This is a genomic window from Rhodococcus sp. LB1 (assembly GCF_001583455.1).
In the GTDB taxonomy this organism is placed as follows: domain Bacteria; phylum Actinomycetota; class Actinomycetes; order Mycobacteriales; family Mycobacteriaceae; genus Rhodococcus_F; species Rhodococcus_F opacus.
On the sequence record NZ_LTCZ01000004.1, the window covers coordinates 101,171 to 117,250 of the forward strand.

Consider the following 16,080-nt stretch of genomic DNA (forward strand, 5'->3'; position numbering starts at 1 on the left):
CAAAGGTGAATCATGACCGACTCAACTGACAGCACCAGACCTGCACCCCTTGCCGGCCTGGTCGTGGTCGATCTCTCCACGACGTTGGCCGGAGCCCAGGCCACCCAGTTTCTGGCGGACTCCGGTGCAGACGTCATTCTGGTGGAGGCGCCCGAGGGAAGCCCGATGCGGCAGGAGCCCGGTTGGCCGGGCCTGCTCCGGTCTCGGCGCAGCATCAGTCTCGACCTGGACGCCGGCGCGGATCTCGATGTGCTGGACGGTCTGTTGAGCCGGGCCGACGTCCTCGTCACCACGATGCGGCCCGCGGAGTTGGAGCGCCGCGGATTCACCGCGGAGGCGTTGGCCGCGCGGTACCCGCGCTTGGTCGCGGCGACGATCACGGGGTGGGGAACCCAGGGACCCTGGTCCAACTACAAGAGCTATGAAGCACTGGTCATGGCCAAGTGCGGAATCTTCCACTCCAAGCGGCAACTCGCGCCGGGGCCCGATCCCACATACGTTTCGGTGCCGTACGCGTCGTTCGGTGCAGCGCATTCCGCCGTGCAGGGAATCCTGGCGGCCCTGATCGAGCGTGAACAGAGCGGCCTGGGTCAGGTGGTCGAATCCAATTTGGTGACGGGTGTCGGTGCCTACGATCCGTACAACTGGTTTTACGAGATGATTCTTCACCGCTACCCGGACGCTTTCGAATCCCAGGTTGCGGCATTCGACGATCAGGGTCGCCCCCAATCCCGTTTGATGTTTGCACTACTCGTGGCCACGACGAAGGACGGGACGTGGTTGCAGTTCTCACAGAGCGCACCGCGGCTGCTGCAAGCGTGGGTGGAAGAGCTGGGTATGGCGGAGGAGCTGACCGATCCCAAATGGGCGGGTTTCCCGGTGCTTCCCGATGCGGATCTGCGCTTCGAGTGGTGGAACAAGATGATTTCGAAGGTCGGGGAACGGACTCTGGCCGAGTGGGAGAGTACGTTCGAGCGTAACCCCAATGTGGCAGCCGAACAGTTCCGGAGCCCCGACGAGGCGCTCGATCATCCACAGCTTGTGCACGAGAGACGAGTTGTCACCGTCGACGATCCCAACCTGGGGCCTGTGCGTCAGCCCTCAACTCTTGTGCATGCGGGCGGAAACCCGCTGACCGACGTGCGGCCCGCTCCCGGGATCGGTGAGCATTCCGATGAGTTGCGAGCGTTCGCGAGCTCTGCCCGTCCCGAGACGACTCCGGTCGATGGGAACGCGGACGGTGTCAAGAAGTACCCGCTCGAGGGGGTGACGGTGCTCGAGCTCGGAGCGATGTATGCCGGTCCCTACGGTGCAACCTTGCTCACGGACCTCGGTGCACGAGTGATCAAGATCGAACCCCTCGGCGGAGATCTGATCCGAGGAATCATGGCCTTTCCCGAGGCCGGCGGCGCGAAGGTGCTGCAAGGCAAAGAGAGTATCGCCATTGATCTCGGTACCGAAGAGGGCCGAGATGTGCTGCATCGCCTTGTGAAACAGTGCGATGCGGTACTCCAGTGCTTCCGCGCCGGCGCGTCCAGGAGGATCGGCTTCGACGAGGCGTCCTTGCGGAAGATCAATCCAGATCTGGTGTACCTCAACGCGGTCGGCTACGGCGTCGACGGGCCCTACGCTTCCCGGCCGGCTTACGCGCCATCGATGGGTGCGGCGTCAGGTGTGTCGGTCACCGATTCGCCGTTGGTCAGGCAGGGTCCGGAGGATCGTGAGGAGCTCCTGACCGGTGCACGCAGTCTCTACGCCGGGGGAACGGTTCCGGCGGTGCAAGCCGATGGTGTCGCCGCTCTGGGCACGGGATCCGCCTTGCTGCTGGGCATCTACGCGAAGCGGCGCGGGATCGTGCTGGCCGACCTCGTCACGACGATGTTGGCGAGTTGCACGCAGATCCTGATCTCGCGGAACACCAGCTATGCGGGCCGCCAGGCGGTAACGCGTGTGGACGACGAGTTCCGTGGTCTCGGCCCGCTCTACCGCATGTACCGGGCCGCTGACGGCTGGGTCTTCCTGGCAGCACCTGAACCCGACGAGTGGGCCCCGCTCGTCCGCGCACTCGCCGAGTACGACGGGATCAAAGACGAGCGGTTCGCAGATCCCGAGTCCCGGAGGGTGAACGGCGCAGCGTTGGTAGCCGCCCTGAGCAGTATTTTCGGCACGCGGAAGAAGGACCAGTGGGAGTCACTTCTGACGGCGCAGGATGTGGGCTGTGTGGCAGTCGCGCAGGAAACGGCGGAGTGGTGCATGCAGACGGACGACTTCCACAATGCCGGATACACGGCCACCGCTGTCAGCCCTGTGTTCGACGAGCATCGGCGGCTCGCACCGCTCAACAGCTTCTCTCGGTCCGACGTCAAGGCCGACGCGGGGTGCACTCTCGGCGAGCACACCGATGCCCTGCTGAACGAGATCGGCTATGGCGCCGCGCAGATCGCGGCGCTCAGGGACAAGTCAGTCGCGGTGTGATTCCATCGAACGGTGGTGGGTGCGTGGGACGGTCGCGTCGGTCTCCAGGAGACTGGAAGTTGTCGCTGAGACCGGGGCGGTCAGCATCCCCACCCACCCGTCCACGTAGTTGCTCAGCCGCGCCTCGCTGATGTGATGTTGTCGACGTGCGTGATCGCCGAGCATGTGCAGCACGCTGTTGTAGAGCTGGACTTCGCGGCCGCGTCGAACTCGATCAGGCATGTCGGCAACCACTTCGAGCGGTATCTGATTGAGGACGTCGACAGTTGTATCCTCGAGCTGCCTGGGCCAGTACTCACCATGCGAGCGAGGGTTCTCGTTCAGTTTGGCGAGGAAGGGCACAAACATCTCGCCGGACTCGATGCTTTCTACCAGTGGGCGGACTATGAGCCACACCGCGGTCCGGGGGTCACTGATGTTGTTCGCGGCACGAGCCTCCTCCAGCAATTCGGTTCGCCGCGCGTCGATGGTCTTGTACCGAAAGGCGATCAGTGCTCGAACGAGCCCGGCTTTCGATCCGAAGTGGTAGGCGATGACCGAAGAGTTCGACTGACCAGCTTGAATCTGGATCTCCCGCAAAGTAACTCCCTCCACGCCGTGCGACGCGAACAACCGCTCGGCCGATGTCATCAGCAGTTCTCGAGTTGCTTCACCTGTCGTGTGCCTGCGCCTGGTGCTGGTGGAAACGTTCTCGGGTGGCATGGACTGGCCTCTCCGCTGGTCGGTTGTGCAGGGTTCGTCGACGTGATTCTCCCTCGCTGCAAAGATAATAGACAAGTCTTAGAAAGTATGGACACTTCGCTAACTTAGTGAGATACTTGGTTGACCCCAACGCCGCGTGCAAGCGGCCTGAAGTTCGGAGGATTGCGCAATGCAGAAGATCTGGACCAACTCCGGCGATTCGCACTTTCTCGAACCGGCTGATCTGTGGACGGCCCGGTTGCCGAAGGCGCTCGCGGACTTGACGCCGATTTCCGAGAAGGATCCGGACGGTGAGTACGAGACTGTTCATGTGGACGGTCAGACGTTCCGTCGGAAGCTGCCGACTTCGGCGGCCGTCGACTTCCTGGCCGAGAGCCGGAAGGCGGTCGGAATCCGGGATGCGAAGGCTCGCCTCACCGACCTGGATCACGAAGGCGTGTGGGCCGAGGTCATCTTCCCGTCGCTCGGGATGTGGTCCTCGACGTTCCGGACGCCCGAGCTGCTCAAGGCGTGCATGCGGGCAAGCAATGAGTGGGCGTTGGAAGATCTTGTGTCCGTCTCAGATCGCTACGTGGTGACTGCACAGGTTTCGACACTGATCGTCGAAGACGCGGTTTCCGAACTCGAATGGGCGGCCGAGAACGGCTTCCATGCGGTCTTCCTGCCAACCACGCCGCACCCGAGTGCACCGGATTGGCACCGTTCTGAATGGGAACCGTTCTGGGACGCTGCGGAACGCGCTCGAATGGTTCTCGCTTTCCACATCGGCACGGATCCGGTGGACGTCACGTCCGGCGGTGCCGGTGTGGTGTACCGCGGACCAGGCGGTGCCGTGATGAACTACGCCGAGACGACCTTCTCCGGCCAGCGGGCCGCGATGAAACTGGTCGCATCCGGTGCCCTGGATCGGCATCCCGACCTGCGAGTGCTGATCTCCGAGGGCGGTGCGACCTGGATTCCGTTCCTGGGCGATCGCATGCTCGAGGGGTACCGCCAGCACAGCATGGTGGTGCGTCCGAAGCTGAAGCGCGATCCGAAGGAAACCTTGATGGCGCAGGTCTACGCATCGTTCCAGCATGACGAGACAGCGGTCGCGGCTCACGATGCCATGGGCTACAAGAATGTGATGTTCGGCTCCGACTACCCCCACATGGAGGGCACGTTCGGGCATACCCAGGACACCCTCAAGCAGTTGTTCGACGGCGTCTCCGACGAGACTCGCCTGAGGATTACCCAGGGTGCGTTCTTCGAGCTGTTCCCGCACGTTCCGGCTGCTCCAGCCAGCGGGGTGTGAGTCGATGCTGAAGGATTCGGGAAGCCGTGACGTCGCGATCGTCGGTGTCGGAGCGACGCCCTACTACCGCAGGGGTGAATCGGCAGGCAAGAGCATCACTCAGCTTGCCGGCGAAGCCATCCTGGCAGCCTGTGACGATGCCGGAATCTCGGTCAAGGAGATCGACGGCTTCGCGTACTACTCGGGAGCCGGCGCCGGATACGGCGACAAGATGGAGACGGTCGACTTCATGGAGACCTTGGGAATCCCCGAGGTCCGATTCACCGCAACACTGACGGGTGGCGGCGGCGGCTCGGCCGGAGCTATCGGCCTCGCCCGTGCTGCGATCGTGGCCGGCGACGCGTCGGTCGTGGTGACGGTCATGGCGCTGCAACAGCAGCAGCAACGGCTCGGAACCGTGATCTCGGCCAAACCGCCCACCCCGCTTGGTTCTTTTGTACAGCCCTCCGGACTGGCGGGACCCGGACACCTGATGTCGGTGCTCGCACGCCGTCACATGTACGAGTTCGGTACTACCCGTGAAGCGTTCGCCGAGGTTGCGATCTCGACGCGCAACAACGCACTGAACAGGCCGAAGGCCATTCAGAAGACGCCGCTCACCCGCGAGGAGTATTTCAACGGGCGAATGATCGCGGAACCGCTCTGCGTGTACGACTTCTGTCTGGAGACCGAGGGTGCAATCGCGATCGTCACGACGTCGGCAGAACGCGCGCGTGACATGAAGCAGAAGCCGGTCCCGATCGTGTCGGCCGCTCACGGCGGATCACGGGACTGGGGTCGCGGATTCACGTGGTACGGCATGCCTGCGGACACCTTCACTTCCTCCGGCCACAGGTCAGTGGCAGACCGTCTGTACAAGCAGGCCGGGCTCACCGCGCAGGACATCGACGTTGCTCTGATCTACGACCATTTCACTCCGATGGTCGTGATGCAGCTCGAGGATTACGGCTTCTGTGAGAAGGGCGAGGGTGGCCCCTTCGTGGAGAGTGGTGCAATCCGCTACTCCCGTGAGAAGAAGAAGGGGGCGGTGGCCGTCAATCCCCATGGTGGACAACTGTCCGAGGCGTACATCATCGGAATGACCCATATTCTGGAGGGAGTCGAGCAAATGCGCGGGACTGCGATCAATCAGGTTGACGATGCCGAGTACGCGCTGGTCACCGGGGGGCCCGCGGCTCTTCCGATCAGCGGCCTCATCCTGGGGCGTGACCGATGACCGAATCACGCCTCGCCTCGGTGCTTCCGACCGAAAGGGTCAGAATCGCCACCGATGCCTCGACCGAGCCGTTCTGGCAGGCTGCGAAGCAGCGTCGGTTGGTGGCGCCCAAGTGCAGTGACTGCGGGACCTTTCGACTGCCTCCGACGCCGTTTTGCCCGGAGTGCCAGTCGACGTCGATGGACTGGGTGGATCTGTGCGGCCGAGCGACTGTCTACAGTTTCGCAGTCGTGCACAAGTTTCCCGGCCAACCGAACCTGACCCTGGTGCCGGCTGTCGTCGAGCTGCCCGATGCCCCGGGAACGCGGCTTGTCACGAACATCGTCGACATCGCACCCGAGAAGGTGCAGATCGGCATGAGTCTGACGGTCGACTTCCATCCCATTTCAGATGGTTGGCAGTTGCCCGTGTTCCGGGTTGATTCCGAAAGCGAGGTCTGACATATGGACGCCGACTACGACAGCGCACTCGAGGAAAAGCCACTCGAGTTCATGGCGAGCATCGCGAACACTGGTGGATCCTGCGATGGTCAGGGAATCATTCCCGACGGGGATCACTACACGTGCTGGTGCTCGTGCGGTGAGTGGAACGTCGAGGCGCCTGACCAGCATGAAGGTCTGCGTCTCGCGCGGCTTCACACGGGCAGCATTGCGGAGTGACGGCGACCGGCGTGGTCTGTTCGTCTTCGTCCTGAACTCGATTCGACCGGAGGGCAACGTCGTCACAATGCCGCTCGCCCGTGTGCTGGGACGCTGTTCCCCGCACACGGGCGAGCGGCCTGGGTTGGGAAAGGGAGTACGTGGTGGCACTTCAGGATTACACGCGAGATGTCGCTGAGATGAGCACAGCGATTCGTGATGACAGCGCGGGGCTCGGAATCGACATGCCCGAGCCGGAAAGTGTGCCGGTGCCCGACTCGTGGGCAGCGCTGGTGGCGCCCGGCGATGTGAACAACACCGCGTACGGCGAAATGGTCGGGCGATTGCGCGACTTCTTGGACTACGTCACTGCCGCTCGGCCGGACGCCGACACCGTGGCCGCACTGCGCGACGATCTGGAGCGGTGGGGCCAGCGGCTCGCGCCGATGGCCGTTCGGGAGCGGGATCAGGTGTTCGGTCACCTCCGGGATCTGCAGGGGCGGGGCCAGACGATGTCGCCGACCTTTGTCGTCAGGGAGGCCGACCGCGACAATGTTCGGGGCACGGTCCGATTCGGCCGCTATTTTCTCGGCGGCAACGGGGCGGTACACGGCGGTGCGATCCCGCTGTTCTTCGATGAGGTCCTGGGTCGTTTGGCAAACTCGGCGGGCCGACGACACTCCCGGACCGCATATCTGCACACCGACTACCGGTCGGTTACCCCGGTCGGTACCGAACTCACCGTGCACGGATGGTTCGTCAGTGAGGAAGGGCGCAAGCGAGTTCTGCGTGCCCAACTGCGCCACGGAGACGTGGTGTGCGCAGAGGCGGAAGGGCTGTTCGTCAGACTCAATCCCGGCCAGCCGTAGGACGTTCAACGCTCGTCGGCCAGTGCCCGCGGATTCGTAGCGAGCGTGGGTGTTGTAACAGCCTTCGCTGCCTCGGCTTTAATTGTTTGTAACGCTTGGTCTAATTTATCTGGTGATACACGCTATAGAGAGTTGATTGGGAGTCACGCATGAGGAATGGCGACAGTACACCGGGCGTCGGCACTCGTATGACGTCTCCGGATTCGGTGTTGGTGGTGGGCGGGTCAGCGGCAGGCCTCTCTACCGCGGAAGCGCTGCGGCGCAAGAATTACACCGGCAGAATCACTGTCCTGGGGGACGAGGCGCATGCGCCCTATGATCGTCCGCCCCTGTCCAAGCAGGTCCTCTCCGGGGCTTGGGAACCCGGCCGCGCAGCGTTGCGCACGGAAGAAGCCTTGAGTTCCCTGGGTGTTGACTTCATCCTTGGCGATTCGGCGGTCGGACTGGACACGGCCACCCTAACGGTGCGAACGGCAGCGGACCGAGATTTGCAGGCGGATGCGATCGTCATCGCCACGGGAGTGCGACCCCGAGCCTTGCCGGGGACGGAGGGGCTGGGCGGGGTACATGTGCTGCGCTCGCTCGAAGATACAATCGCCTTGCGCTCCGACCTGTTGACGGCTACTCGGCTGGTTGTCGTCGGCGAGGGCGTTCTCGGGTCCGAAATTGCCGCAACAGCGCGGGCACTGGGCATCGACGTGGTAATGACCGGGCCGCAGCCGGCGCCGATGGCGCTCCAGGTCGGTCCGATGGTGTCGGAACTGCTTACGGAATTGCACCAGGACCATGGGGTCCGACTACGCCTGGGCGTCAGCGTCGTCGGACTGACGGAAGCCAACGGACGTGTCACCGGCGTCCGACTGGGGACGGACGAGGTTCTACCAGCCGATGTGGTTGTGGTGGCGATCGGTGCGATCCCGACGACGGACTGGCTGACCGACAGCGGTTTGCGGCTGGACAACGGCGTGGTGTGCGACTCTCGCTGCCGCGCGGCAGACGGCATCTACGCCGTCGGTGACGTAGCCCGATGGCATCATGAGCGGCTCGGTGGACTTGTCCGCCTGGAGAACCGAACCAATGCCACTGAACAGGGCTTCGCAGTAGCCGGTTCCATCGTCGGGGAAGACGAACCCTACGTGCCCGTGCCGTACTTCTGGTCTGATCAGTTCGACGTGAAGATTCAGGTACACGGCTCACTCCCCGTAGATGCCGAGGTGGACATCGTCGACGGCGATCTGTCGGCTCGCCGGTTTGTCGCACGGTATCGCAAGGAGGGAATTGTCACCGGTATCCTCGGCTGGAACATGCCGAAGCAATCTCGCCTGCGCCGACAAGAAGTGGTCGAGGGCCTGGCTGCCGCCGTCCGCGTCGCGTCGATGATCTGATGTTCGATCGTGTTCAGTGAATCCCTATATGCAGCAACGATGTTGTCGCATAAAGGGAGTTTCGGCCTCGGGACTGGTTATACCGCTGGCACTGTGCTCGACAGGTGAACGATACTTGTCGGGTGGTCGCTTGATGTTGTCGCCTCTGAGTTGGAAGCGTTGTATGCGTGGATCTCCGGTCGGTTCGTCCGGTCGGAGCCGCGGACCCGGGTTCGGGATATGTTGCGGGATTGGTGGCGGGTCCGGAACGCAAGAACGGGTGGACCCTGGCCGAACGGGCCGGCGAGTTGAGCCCGGACGGATGTCGTCGACGATCAACACTGCGGTCACCGAGCCGTTCGAGCACTAGTCCCGGACCCATCGACGTCCAAGTCCGCCCGCCACAGCAACGTTGCGATTTCCTGAACAAGCGCACCCGCTCGAGCCTGGGTGCAACACCAGTACTCCGGCACCGCTTCCACGCCGCGGGGATCGGTGACGATGTGGAGTTCGGACCAAACTCGTGCTGGCACCGGGTCGTGTGGCGGGTCGAGGAAGGCTTCCAGCAGGCAACAACGAGGCCGGGCTCGATCAGTACCAGGTGCGCACCTACCGCGCCTGGGACGCCCACGCCACCCCGTTCGATACTCGCCCTCGCCTGGCGGTCCGGGCACGAAAATCGAAGCGGTAAAGGGGGAATCGGAAACTCCGACAAGGCATGATCGGGTACTGGATGCCCGAGATCCGACGCCTACTCGTGCACCTCATCCTCCGACACGCCCACCCCGACGACCCCGTCTGGTGCTGGTCACGCTGGCCACGATGCCGACAGTGTGAACGGGAGACCGATCGTGCCACTACCGAACCTTCGGACACGTCCCATGAGAGGTTGTCTCATGTGGGGAGTTTCTTGAAGCAAGTGAGTGCCGCGGGGAGGTGGAGGAATCCGGCGAAGTGCTCGGCGCGGCGTTCGTAGCGGATGGTCAGGCGTCGGTAGCCGGTGAGCCAGGCGATGGTGCGTTCGATCTTCCACCGGTACCGGCCCAGCCGGTCGTTGCTCTCGATTCCGCGGCGGGCGATGCGTGGGACAATTCCCTCTTCGCGCAGCCACCGGCGGTGCTTGTCGTAGTCGTAACCCTTGTCGGCGCGTGGCTTTCCTGGTTCTGCGGTGGCGCGGCCCACGTGGGGACTTCACCGCCGGGATCGCGGTGAACACCGGAATCAACGGTTCGACGATCTCCCACAAAGCATCCGGCACCAATCGCAGTGGCAACCAATCTAACACGCGTCACATAAAGTCCCTCACGCCACTTCATCCACATGAGACACGCTCTGAACAGCTCTCGCCGCGTGTGACATGGGTGACAACGGGGACTGGGGAGCGACCGACCCTGTGGGCGTGCTGGAGTACGGGGCCCGATGCCTCTCTCCGGTCTGCAGTTCGGCGCGGGTCTGTCATGAACTTGGACGTCATGTGGATGTCGATGGTGTACGGAACGCTGCTGCGACAGTCGGAGGACGGCACACTCGAACCTTGGATGGCTGAGAGCGCCGAGGTACTGGATCCGCGCAGAGTGAGGACCACACTCCGTCGCGGAGTGATGTTCGCGAACGGGTCACTGGACTGGGCCTGGATTGATCTGTGTAGGAAGAACGCTTCCACGACTCGCGACGTACTTCCCAGGCGCTGACATCCCGGGGTTCAGATGGCGAACCCAGTTGGACGACACATAGCTCCTGATGAGGGGACAAACTATGTGTCGACCGGCTGGGTCCGCCATCCGTGGAATGCAAAGCTCGATCGGCAGACTTATCCGATACTGAAGGGCTGGCCCCAGAGGGTGATGCTGCTGGTCACGTTGTCGGTGTTGACGGCAACCTTGACGTAGCTGCGGGCCTGCGCGTAGCCGGCGCAACCGCTCACCCCGAGAGCGGAGTCGGTCCACCTGACGGATCCGGACTTGCCCTTGAACGAATTGGCGCCCGAGTGTACCTCAGCGCCATAAGCATCCTTCTTCTCGAGGTCGAGAAGGGTGACGTTCTTCGCCTGGCCGGGGCCGAGAGTGATTCCGGCACCGGTGGTTCCAGTGACCGGAATGGAGACGGTCCCGTCGTCGGCGACGGAAGGCGTCGAGCCCGCTTTTCCATTGGCGCTGGCGCCGAAGTCGACCTGGCAAGCCAGGATGTACCCCGGGGTGATGGTGGCACCCTTAGCTCCGGCACCGTCCAAGGTGACGGCGGCCTTGCCGTTTACCCAGACGTTGCGGTGCAATGGAGTCGACCCCAATGACGCCGAAATGTTCGCGCTCTCGTCCGTCAAGTTCACCGTCACCACGGTGCCGTCCGTCAGCGTCTTTGCTATCGAACCACCCGGCAGCGGGATGAACGTGTCGGCACTCGCGGCACCGACGGAGAAGAAGCCCATGGTCGCGACAGCAGCGGTTCCGACCGCGGCCAGACGCACACCGTTCTTAAGGTTGATGATCATTGTTCCCCTCTAAGGGTATATCTCGCGCACACGAGAAAGTGGGTGGGAAGATCTGCGTAAGAGACCGGAATCAGCCGATGCTGAACGGCGCACCGTACAGGCTGGTCTTCGAGTAGTCGTTGCCCACGATCTCTACGACGGTGTACGACCGAGCCTGCGCGAAACCGCCGCACTTCTGAACCTGCAGCTCCGCATCCTGGTACTCCAGCGTGTACACGCCGTCCTTCTTGATGTCCTTCGCCGCGAGCGGCACGTATTTGACCTCACCAGAGTTCAACGGAACCGTCAAGCCCGCACTCGTCGACAACGAATCCAAACCCAGACTGAACGACGGATTCGCAGACAGGCCGGTGATGTCCACCTGGCAACCCACGATGTACCCAGTCGACACCCGTGAAACACCATGCGTTGTCGACGCATTCGTACCGTTATAGCTTCCCTCGGTTTTGGCCGTACTGTTGGCGGCCGGAACGTCGGTCACCTCCTCGATGCCCTTGACATCAGCAGTCGCAATTCCCGACACCCACGCCACACGTCCTGCGCCATTGGCGGCCAACGACGTCGAGGACAGAGCGCTCTCCGCAGTGCGCGTCAACGTCACATTCGGCCCAACCTTCGAACCGTCAGGCAGCGGGATAAAGGTATCCGCACCCGCCGCACCAGTAGACATCAAACCGAGTGCAACAGTCGCAGCAGCACCCAGGCCTGCGATACGGGCGCCACGGCGCAGGCCGGACTTGGGGGTCTTCATCATTCGTTCCCTCAGAACTTTCTCAAAGTCGTGATATCACACGAAGTTTCGGTGGTGTACTGATTCCGTTACCAACCGCGATGGCTAGCTTAAACTACGCCTGCGGGTGGCGATAGTCTAGACGGGACGTCGCCGCGTATCGGGTCGAAGTGGCTGCAGGTCAACTGTTTTGACGTGTGAATAACAACCGTCAGCGTTACTGCAACCAGGACTGCGGCTTCCATGCAGCTTCCTGGCTGGACGTGATGTGAAGGGATCATGCCGTATTGGGTGGCGTTGCCGTGCTAACTCGATGGGAAGTGGCAGGCCGCGTACTGGCCCGGACGGATCTCGCTCATCACGGGTTCCTCCTTTGCGCACTTTGCTTGTGCAGAGGGGCAACGTGACCTGAATCGGCAACCGGCCGGCGGGCGCAGGGGAGACGGGATGTCGCCTTGGAGGGCGGGACCTGCAAACCCCTTGTCGGGATCGGTCAACGGCACGGAATCGAGCAATGCTCGGGTATAGGGGTGTGCCGGCTTTTCGTAGACCTCGACGGCGTCGCCGAATTCACACACCTTACCGAGGTACATCACCAGTACGTTGTCGCTGACCGTTCGCACCACGCCCAGATCGTGGGCGATGAAGATGATCGTGAGATCGAACTCCTTCTTGAGATCCTCGAGGAGGTTCAGAATCTGAGCTTGCACCGATACGTCCAGGGCTGAGACCGGCTCGTCGCAAATCAGTAGGCGAGGATTGAGCGCGAGGGCCCGGCCGATGGCCAAGCGCTGGGCCTGCCCACCACTGAGTTGACGTGGCAGCATCGAGGAGAAGCGCTCGCTGGACAAGCCCACCTGCTCGAGCACCGTCTGCGATGCCTCGGACTGCTCCTCGGCGGAGGCACCCGCTATCGCGAGGCCCTCGGTGACGATGTCCTTGACAGCTCGACGTGGATTGAGTGATGCAACAGGATCCTGGAAGATCATCTGCATCTCTCGGCGTAGATCGCGCATACGCTTCTCGGGGAGCTCTTCGATCCATCTGTCGTCGTAGCGGATTCGTCCACCCGCTATGGGATCGAGGCGAAGTACGGCCCGGCCTGTCGTGGATTTGCCACACCCGGATTCACCGACGATGCCGAGTGTCTCGCCCTTCTTGACGTCGAAGCTGATACCTGCGACAGCTTTGAACGATCCGCCTTTCGTTCTGTATTCGACTGCAAGGTCCTGAACACTGAGAAGAGTGTCTTCTCCGCGCAGATGCGCGGTTCCGCTACCGGCCACCGGGTTTACCTCCGACTGCTGAAAGAGATTGTGTTGATGCTGGATTCATGCAGGCGAACTGATGGTCCCTACCGCCAGAGGTCATTGTCGGGCCCAGCTCCGTACATTCCGTGTCCGCCGCCTCGCAGCGGGGGGCGAACCGACAACCTGCTGGTGGCTCGGTGGGGGACGGCAGTGAACCTGCAATCAAGTTCAACGGTGCATGGCGTTCGTGCTCGATCGTCGGCGTTGCACCGAGCAGTGCATGGGTGTACCGATGTCGGGGCGCGTTGAACACCTCCCTCGTCGATCCGACCTCGGCCAGTTTGCCTGCATACATGACCGCCACGCGGTCGGTGCGTCCTGCAACCACAGCAAGGTCGTGGCTGATGAGCATCAGCGACATCCCACGCTCGGTTTGCACCTTCCTCAAGAGATCCAGGATCTGCCGTTGGATCGTCACGTCGAGTGCGGTCGTCGGCTCGTCAGCGATGAGCAGGTCAGGCTCACATGCAAGTGCAATCGCAATCATCACGCGCTGGCGCATGCCGCCGGAGAGTTCGTGCGGATAGTTGCGCAGTCGTTGCTCGGGATCGGGAACTCCCACTTCTTGGAGGAGGGTGAGCGCGCGACCGTGCGCTTCGGAACGCGAAATACCGAGATGTCGCCGAATTCCCTCGGTGAGTTGGCGTTCGATACGGACCACGGGATTGAGGGACCGACCGGGGTCCTGAAACACCATCGCAATCTGTTTCCCCCAAACCTCCTCCCTGTCTTTCTGACCGAGTGTCAGGAGGTTGCGTCCCTGGAAGTACACCTCGCCGGTGAGGGAGGCCTGACTCGGCATCAATCCCATGATGGCGCGCGCCATCACCGACTTTCCCGAGCCGGACTCGCCCACGACTCCGAACGCCTCGGACGGCGCCACGTCGAAGGACACTCCGTCAACCGCCTGTACGACGCCGCGCGGCGAACCGATGTACGTATGAAGGTTGCGCACCTGAAGGACAGGGGTTTCAACCATCTTCTCACTGCCTTTCGGTGGGCAGAGCTGAGGCGCACTCATTGTCGTCTCCTCGTCACTTCTGGATCCAGAGCGTCTCGGGGAGTACCGACCCCATTCCGTACTGCACGATTCCACCGACATTGCCGTTTGCCATTACACCCGGTGCAGCACGGGTGTAAAAGATGAGCGGGTTCAACTCGGCAAGACGCTGCTGGACCACCTCGTACGCAGCCTTGCGCTCCGACTCGTCTTGGGAGGACAGACCCTTGTCCAGTGCCTCGTCCAGTTGCGGATCGGCGATGCCGCTGTAGTTTCCGGTAGAGGTGCTGTGGAGACCGAACCACAGGCGCGGCTCGGGATCACTGAACATCAGGCCCGCAACCAGGGCGTCGTAGTCCTTGTGCGCCATGATCTGCCCCAACTGGGCAAGATCGATGGTGCGCACGTTGACCTTGATGTTGTTCAACGTGCTCAGCTGAGTCTGAATCGCCTCGCCCAGAGCCCTGTTCGACGGGTACAGCGAGATCGTGAATTCCAGCGGCTTGCCCTCTGCTGNNNNAGGACTCGTCGAACAGGGTGCGCGGCAACTCCGCCGTGCCCTCGAACACCGCGTTGTTGATGCCGTCGAGATCGAGTGCGAGCGCGAACGCCTTTCGGGCCCGCGCGTCGTCGAACGGCGCCTTGGTGGTGTTCAAGGCCAGATCCGTACCGCCGCCGAGCGGAACGACCGCGTTCTGCAGTCCGGCGTCCTTCGCCTTCGCGATGTTCGACCAGATGCCCTCGAGGGCGAGATCGGCCCCACCGCTGACGAGGGTGTTGTACCGCTGATCGGCAGGCGCATCGTAGTACTTGTCATTGCGGGTCAGCTTGATGACGTCCTGACGCGACCACTGCTCGAGCGTGTACGGTCCCGCACCGATCGGATTGGAGTCGATGGCCTGCTGGCCGGCCTGCAACGAGGCCGGGGAGGCAATCCAATTCATCGACGTTTCCACAATGGCGTTGGCGAAGTTCGGGACCGGGTCGACCAGGGTCACCTCGAGGGTGCGGTCGTCGACGACGCGGCTGCTCTCGATCAGCTTCGCCTGCGGGATGTCCGGTGAGGCGGTGGCGGGATCCTTGACGTGCTCCCAGCCGAACTTGACGGCTGCGGCGTTGAAGGGGGTGCCGTCGGAGAACTGGACGCCGTCACGGAGGGTGAGGGTGAATGTCTTGCCCGCGTCGTCGGTCGTGAGGCTCTCCGCCAGTTTGAAGTCGATCTCTCCGGTTTCGAGATCGTTGGTCATCAGGGTGCCGTATAGGGCATTGCCCAGAACTGGGGAGTTCGCCCACCAGTTCGTGATCTGCGCGGGGTCGAGGGTGCGCGGCTCCCACTGCTCGATGATCCGGCCGGTTCCGCCGCTGACCGGGTCCCCGGAAGGGCCGCCGGCGCTTGGGCGGCGGCAGCGCCGGCCAGAAGCGCACGTCTTTTCGAGATCACGGGGGGCCTTTCATTGGCTGAGGAGGTGAAAGAATCTGACACGGAGGGGTATCGGTCAGATCAGTCCAGCACGATGCGGTCGAACCGCACCCGAAGGAATGGGGGGTCAATCATGGGCCTGGATCCAGAGCATCTCGGGAAGTACCGACCCCATCCCGTACTGCTGAATTCCACCGACGTTGCCGTTGGCGATGACACCGGGCGCAGAACGGACATAGAAGATGACGGGATTCAATTCGACAAGACGCTGTTGGACCACCTCATACGCCGCTGTCCGTTCCGCTTCGTCCTGGGAAACCCGTGCTTCGTCCAGTGCCGCATCCATCTGCGCGTCCTTGACGCCGCTGTAGTTTCCTGCGGAGGCACCGTGAAGCCCGAACCACAGGCGTGGTTCCGGATCACCGAAAACGACAGCGTTCGTGATCACGTCGTAGTCCATCTGCCCGAGGATCTGCCCCACCTGGGCGAAATCGATGGTGCGCACGTTGACCTTGATGTTGTTCAACGTGCTCAGCTGCGTCTGTATCGCCTCACCCAAAGCCTTGCCCGACGG

At 62.6% G+C, this 16,080-nt stretch carries 14 protein-coding genes and 3 pseudogenes; 8 read left to right on the top strand and 9 right to left on the bottom strand.

Annotated elements, in window-relative coordinates; genetic code table 11:
* Window positions 1–12: 12 nt before the first annotated feature.
* Window positions 13–2,475 carry a CaiB/BaiF CoA transferase family protein gene (locus AZG88_RS01110; RefSeq protein ID WP_061045544.1) on the top strand — a complete coding sequence of 821 codons (2,463 nt, stop codon included), beginning with the start codon at window positions 13–15 and terminating at the stop codon, window positions 2,473–2,475.
* Here AZG88_RS01110 and AZG88_RS01115 read toward each other — a convergent pair.
* Complete coding sequence (locus AZG88_RS01115; protein ID WP_231913751.1) at window positions 2,461–3,105, bottom strand: TetR/AcrR family transcriptional regulator; 645 nt, start codon at window positions 3,103–3,105, stop codon at window positions 2,461–2,463. The two genes, AZG88_RS01110 and AZG88_RS01115, sit on opposite strands and share 15 nt — an antisense overlap.
* Window positions 3,106–3,346: 241 nt before the next feature.
* Here AZG88_RS01115 and AZG88_RS01120 point away from each other — a divergent pair, with 241 nt between their 5' ends.
* The 7 genes and pseudogenes from AZG88_RS01120 to AZG88_RS49370 form a co-directional block, all read left to right on the top strand.
* Window positions 3,347–4,471, top strand: a complete 1,125-nt coding sequence (locus AZG88_RS01120) for an amidohydrolase family protein (RefSeq protein WP_061045542.1) — start codon at window positions 3,347–3,349, stop codon at window positions 4,469–4,471.
* 4 nt (window positions 4,472–4,475) lie between these two features.
* Entirely contained in the window at window positions 4,476–5,687 is a 1,212-nt protein-coding gene (locus AZG88_RS01125; RefSeq protein ID WP_061045541.1) for a thiolase C-terminal domain-containing protein, read from the top strand.
* Entirely contained in the window at window positions 5,684–6,127 is a 444-nt protein-coding gene (locus AZG88_RS01130; RefSeq protein ID WP_061045540.1) for a Zn-ribbon domain-containing OB-fold protein, read from the top strand. The genes AZG88_RS01125 and AZG88_RS01130 overlap by 4 nt, the downstream gene beginning before the upstream one ends.
* Window positions 6,128–6,130: 3 nt before the next feature.
* Complete coding sequence (locus tag AZG88_RS01135; RefSeq protein WP_061045539.1) at window positions 6,131–6,346, top strand: hypothetical protein; 216 nt, start codon at window positions 6,131–6,133, stop codon at window positions 6,344–6,346.
* A gap of 179 nt (window positions 6,347–6,525) precedes the next feature.
* Window positions 6,526–7,194, top strand: coding sequence for a PaaI family thioesterase (locus AZG88_RS01140; RefSeq protein WP_231913752.1), 669 nt, complete (start codon window positions 6,526–6,528; stop codon window positions 7,192–7,194).
* Window positions 7,195–7,343: 149 nt separating this feature from the next.
* A complete protein-coding gene (locus AZG88_RS01145; protein ID WP_231913753.1) occupies window positions 7,344–8,579 on the top strand; it encodes an NAD(P)/FAD-dependent oxidoreductase in 1,236 nt (411 codons plus the stop codon).
* Between the two features lie 111 nt (window positions 8,580–8,690).
* A pseudogene (locus AZG88_RS49370) lies at window positions 8,691–8,881 on the top strand (IS701 family transposase); the annotation flags it as partial.
* A 571-nt stretch (window positions 8,882–9,452) separates the two neighbouring features.
* On the opposite strand, the pseudogene AZG88_RS01150 reads toward AZG88_RS49370, so the two are convergent.
* The 8 genes and pseudogenes from AZG88_RS01150 to AZG88_RS52430 all read right to left on the bottom strand — a co-directional run.
* Window positions 9,453–9,783, bottom strand: a pseudogene (locus AZG88_RS01150) (transposase); the annotation flags it as partial.
* Window positions 9,784–10,368: 585 nt separating this feature from the next.
* Window positions 10,369–11,046 (bottom strand): MspA family porin, encoded by a 678-nt coding sequence (locus AZG88_RS01160; RefSeq protein WP_061045536.1) that lies wholly within the window; start codon window positions 11,044–11,046, stop codon window positions 10,369–10,371.
* Between the two features lie 70 nt (window positions 11,047–11,116).
* Window positions 11,117–11,800, bottom strand: coding sequence for an MspA family porin (locus tag AZG88_RS01165; protein WP_061045535.1), 684 nt, complete (start codon window positions 11,798–11,800; stop codon window positions 11,117–11,119).
* Window positions 11,801–12,081: 281 nt separating this feature from the next.
* Window positions 12,082–13,062: an ABC transporter ATP-binding protein gene (locus AZG88_RS01170; protein WP_061045534.1), complete on the bottom strand. Its 981-nt coding sequence runs from the start codon at window positions 13,060–13,062 to the stop codon at window positions 12,082–12,084.
* Window positions 13,052–14,107, bottom strand: a complete 1,056-nt coding sequence (locus AZG88_RS01175) for an ABC transporter ATP-binding protein (RefSeq protein WP_231913754.1) — start codon at window positions 14,105–14,107, stop codon at window positions 13,052–13,054. The genes AZG88_RS01170 and AZG88_RS01175 overlap by 11 nt, the downstream gene beginning before the upstream one ends.
* A 13-nt stretch (window positions 14,108–14,120) precedes the next feature.
* Window positions 14,121–14,456, bottom strand: a complete 336-nt coding sequence (locus AZG88_RS52425; protein ID WP_061696798.1) for a hypothetical protein — start codon at window positions 14,454–14,456, stop codon at window positions 14,121–14,123.
* Window positions 14,407–15,333, bottom strand: a complete 927-nt coding sequence (locus AZG88_RS01185; RefSeq protein ID WP_061696799.1) for an ABC transporter substrate-binding protein — start codon at window positions 15,331–15,333, stop codon at window positions 14,407–14,409. The genes AZG88_RS52425 and AZG88_RS01185 overlap by 50 nt, the downstream gene beginning before the upstream one ends.
* A gap of 300 nt (window positions 15,334–15,633) precedes the next feature.
* Window positions 15,634–16,080 (bottom strand): annotated as a pseudogene (locus AZG88_RS52430) (ABC transporter substrate-binding protein); the annotation flags it as partial.

Bases quoted from the DNA above. Each gene is read 5' to 3' on its own strand.
- AZG88_RS01110 (WP_061045544.1), top strand. From the start codon at position 13: ATGACCGACTCAACTGACAGCACCAGACCTGCACCCCTTGCCGGCCTG.
- AZG88_RS01115 (WP_231913751.1), bottom strand. From the start codon at position 3,105: ATGACATCGGCCGAGCGGTTGTTCGCGTCGCACGGCGTGGAGGGAGTT.
- AZG88_RS01120 (WP_061045542.1), top strand. From the start codon at position 3,347: ATGCAGAAGATCTGGACCAACTCCGGCGATTCGCACTTTCTCGAACCG.
- AZG88_RS01125 (WP_061045541.1), top strand. From the start codon at position 4,476: ATGCTGAAGGATTCGGGAAGCCGTGACGTCGCGATCGTCGGTGTCGGA.
- AZG88_RS01130 (WP_061045540.1), top strand. From the start codon at position 5,684: ATGACCGAATCACGCCTCGCCTCGGTGCTTCCGACCGAAAGGGTCAGA.
- AZG88_RS01135 (WP_061045539.1), top strand. From the start codon at position 6,131: ATGGACGCCGACTACGACAGCGCACTCGAGGAAAAGCCACTCGAGTTC.
- AZG88_RS01140 (WP_231913752.1), top strand. From the start codon at position 6,526: ATGAGCACAGCGATTCGTGATGACAGCGCGGGGCTCGGAATCGACATG.
- AZG88_RS01145 (WP_231913753.1), top strand. From the start codon at position 7,344: ATGAGGAATGGCGACAGTACACCGGGCGTCGGCACTCGTATGACGTCT.
- AZG88_RS01160 (WP_061045536.1), bottom strand. From the start codon at position 11,046: ATGATCATCAACCTTAAGAACGGTGTGCGTCTGGCCGCGGTCGGAACC.
- AZG88_RS01165 (WP_061045535.1), bottom strand. From the start codon at position 11,800: ATGATGAAGACCCCCAAGTCCGGCCTGCGCCGTGGCGCCCGTATCGCA.
- AZG88_RS01175 (WP_231913754.1), bottom strand. From the start codon at position 14,107: ATGAGTGCGCCTCAGCTCTGCCCACCGAAAGGCAGTGAGAAGATGGTT.
- AZG88_RS52425 (WP_061696798.1), bottom strand. From the start codon at position 14,456: ATGGCGCACAAGGACTACGACGCCCTGGTTGCGGGCCTGATGTTCAGT.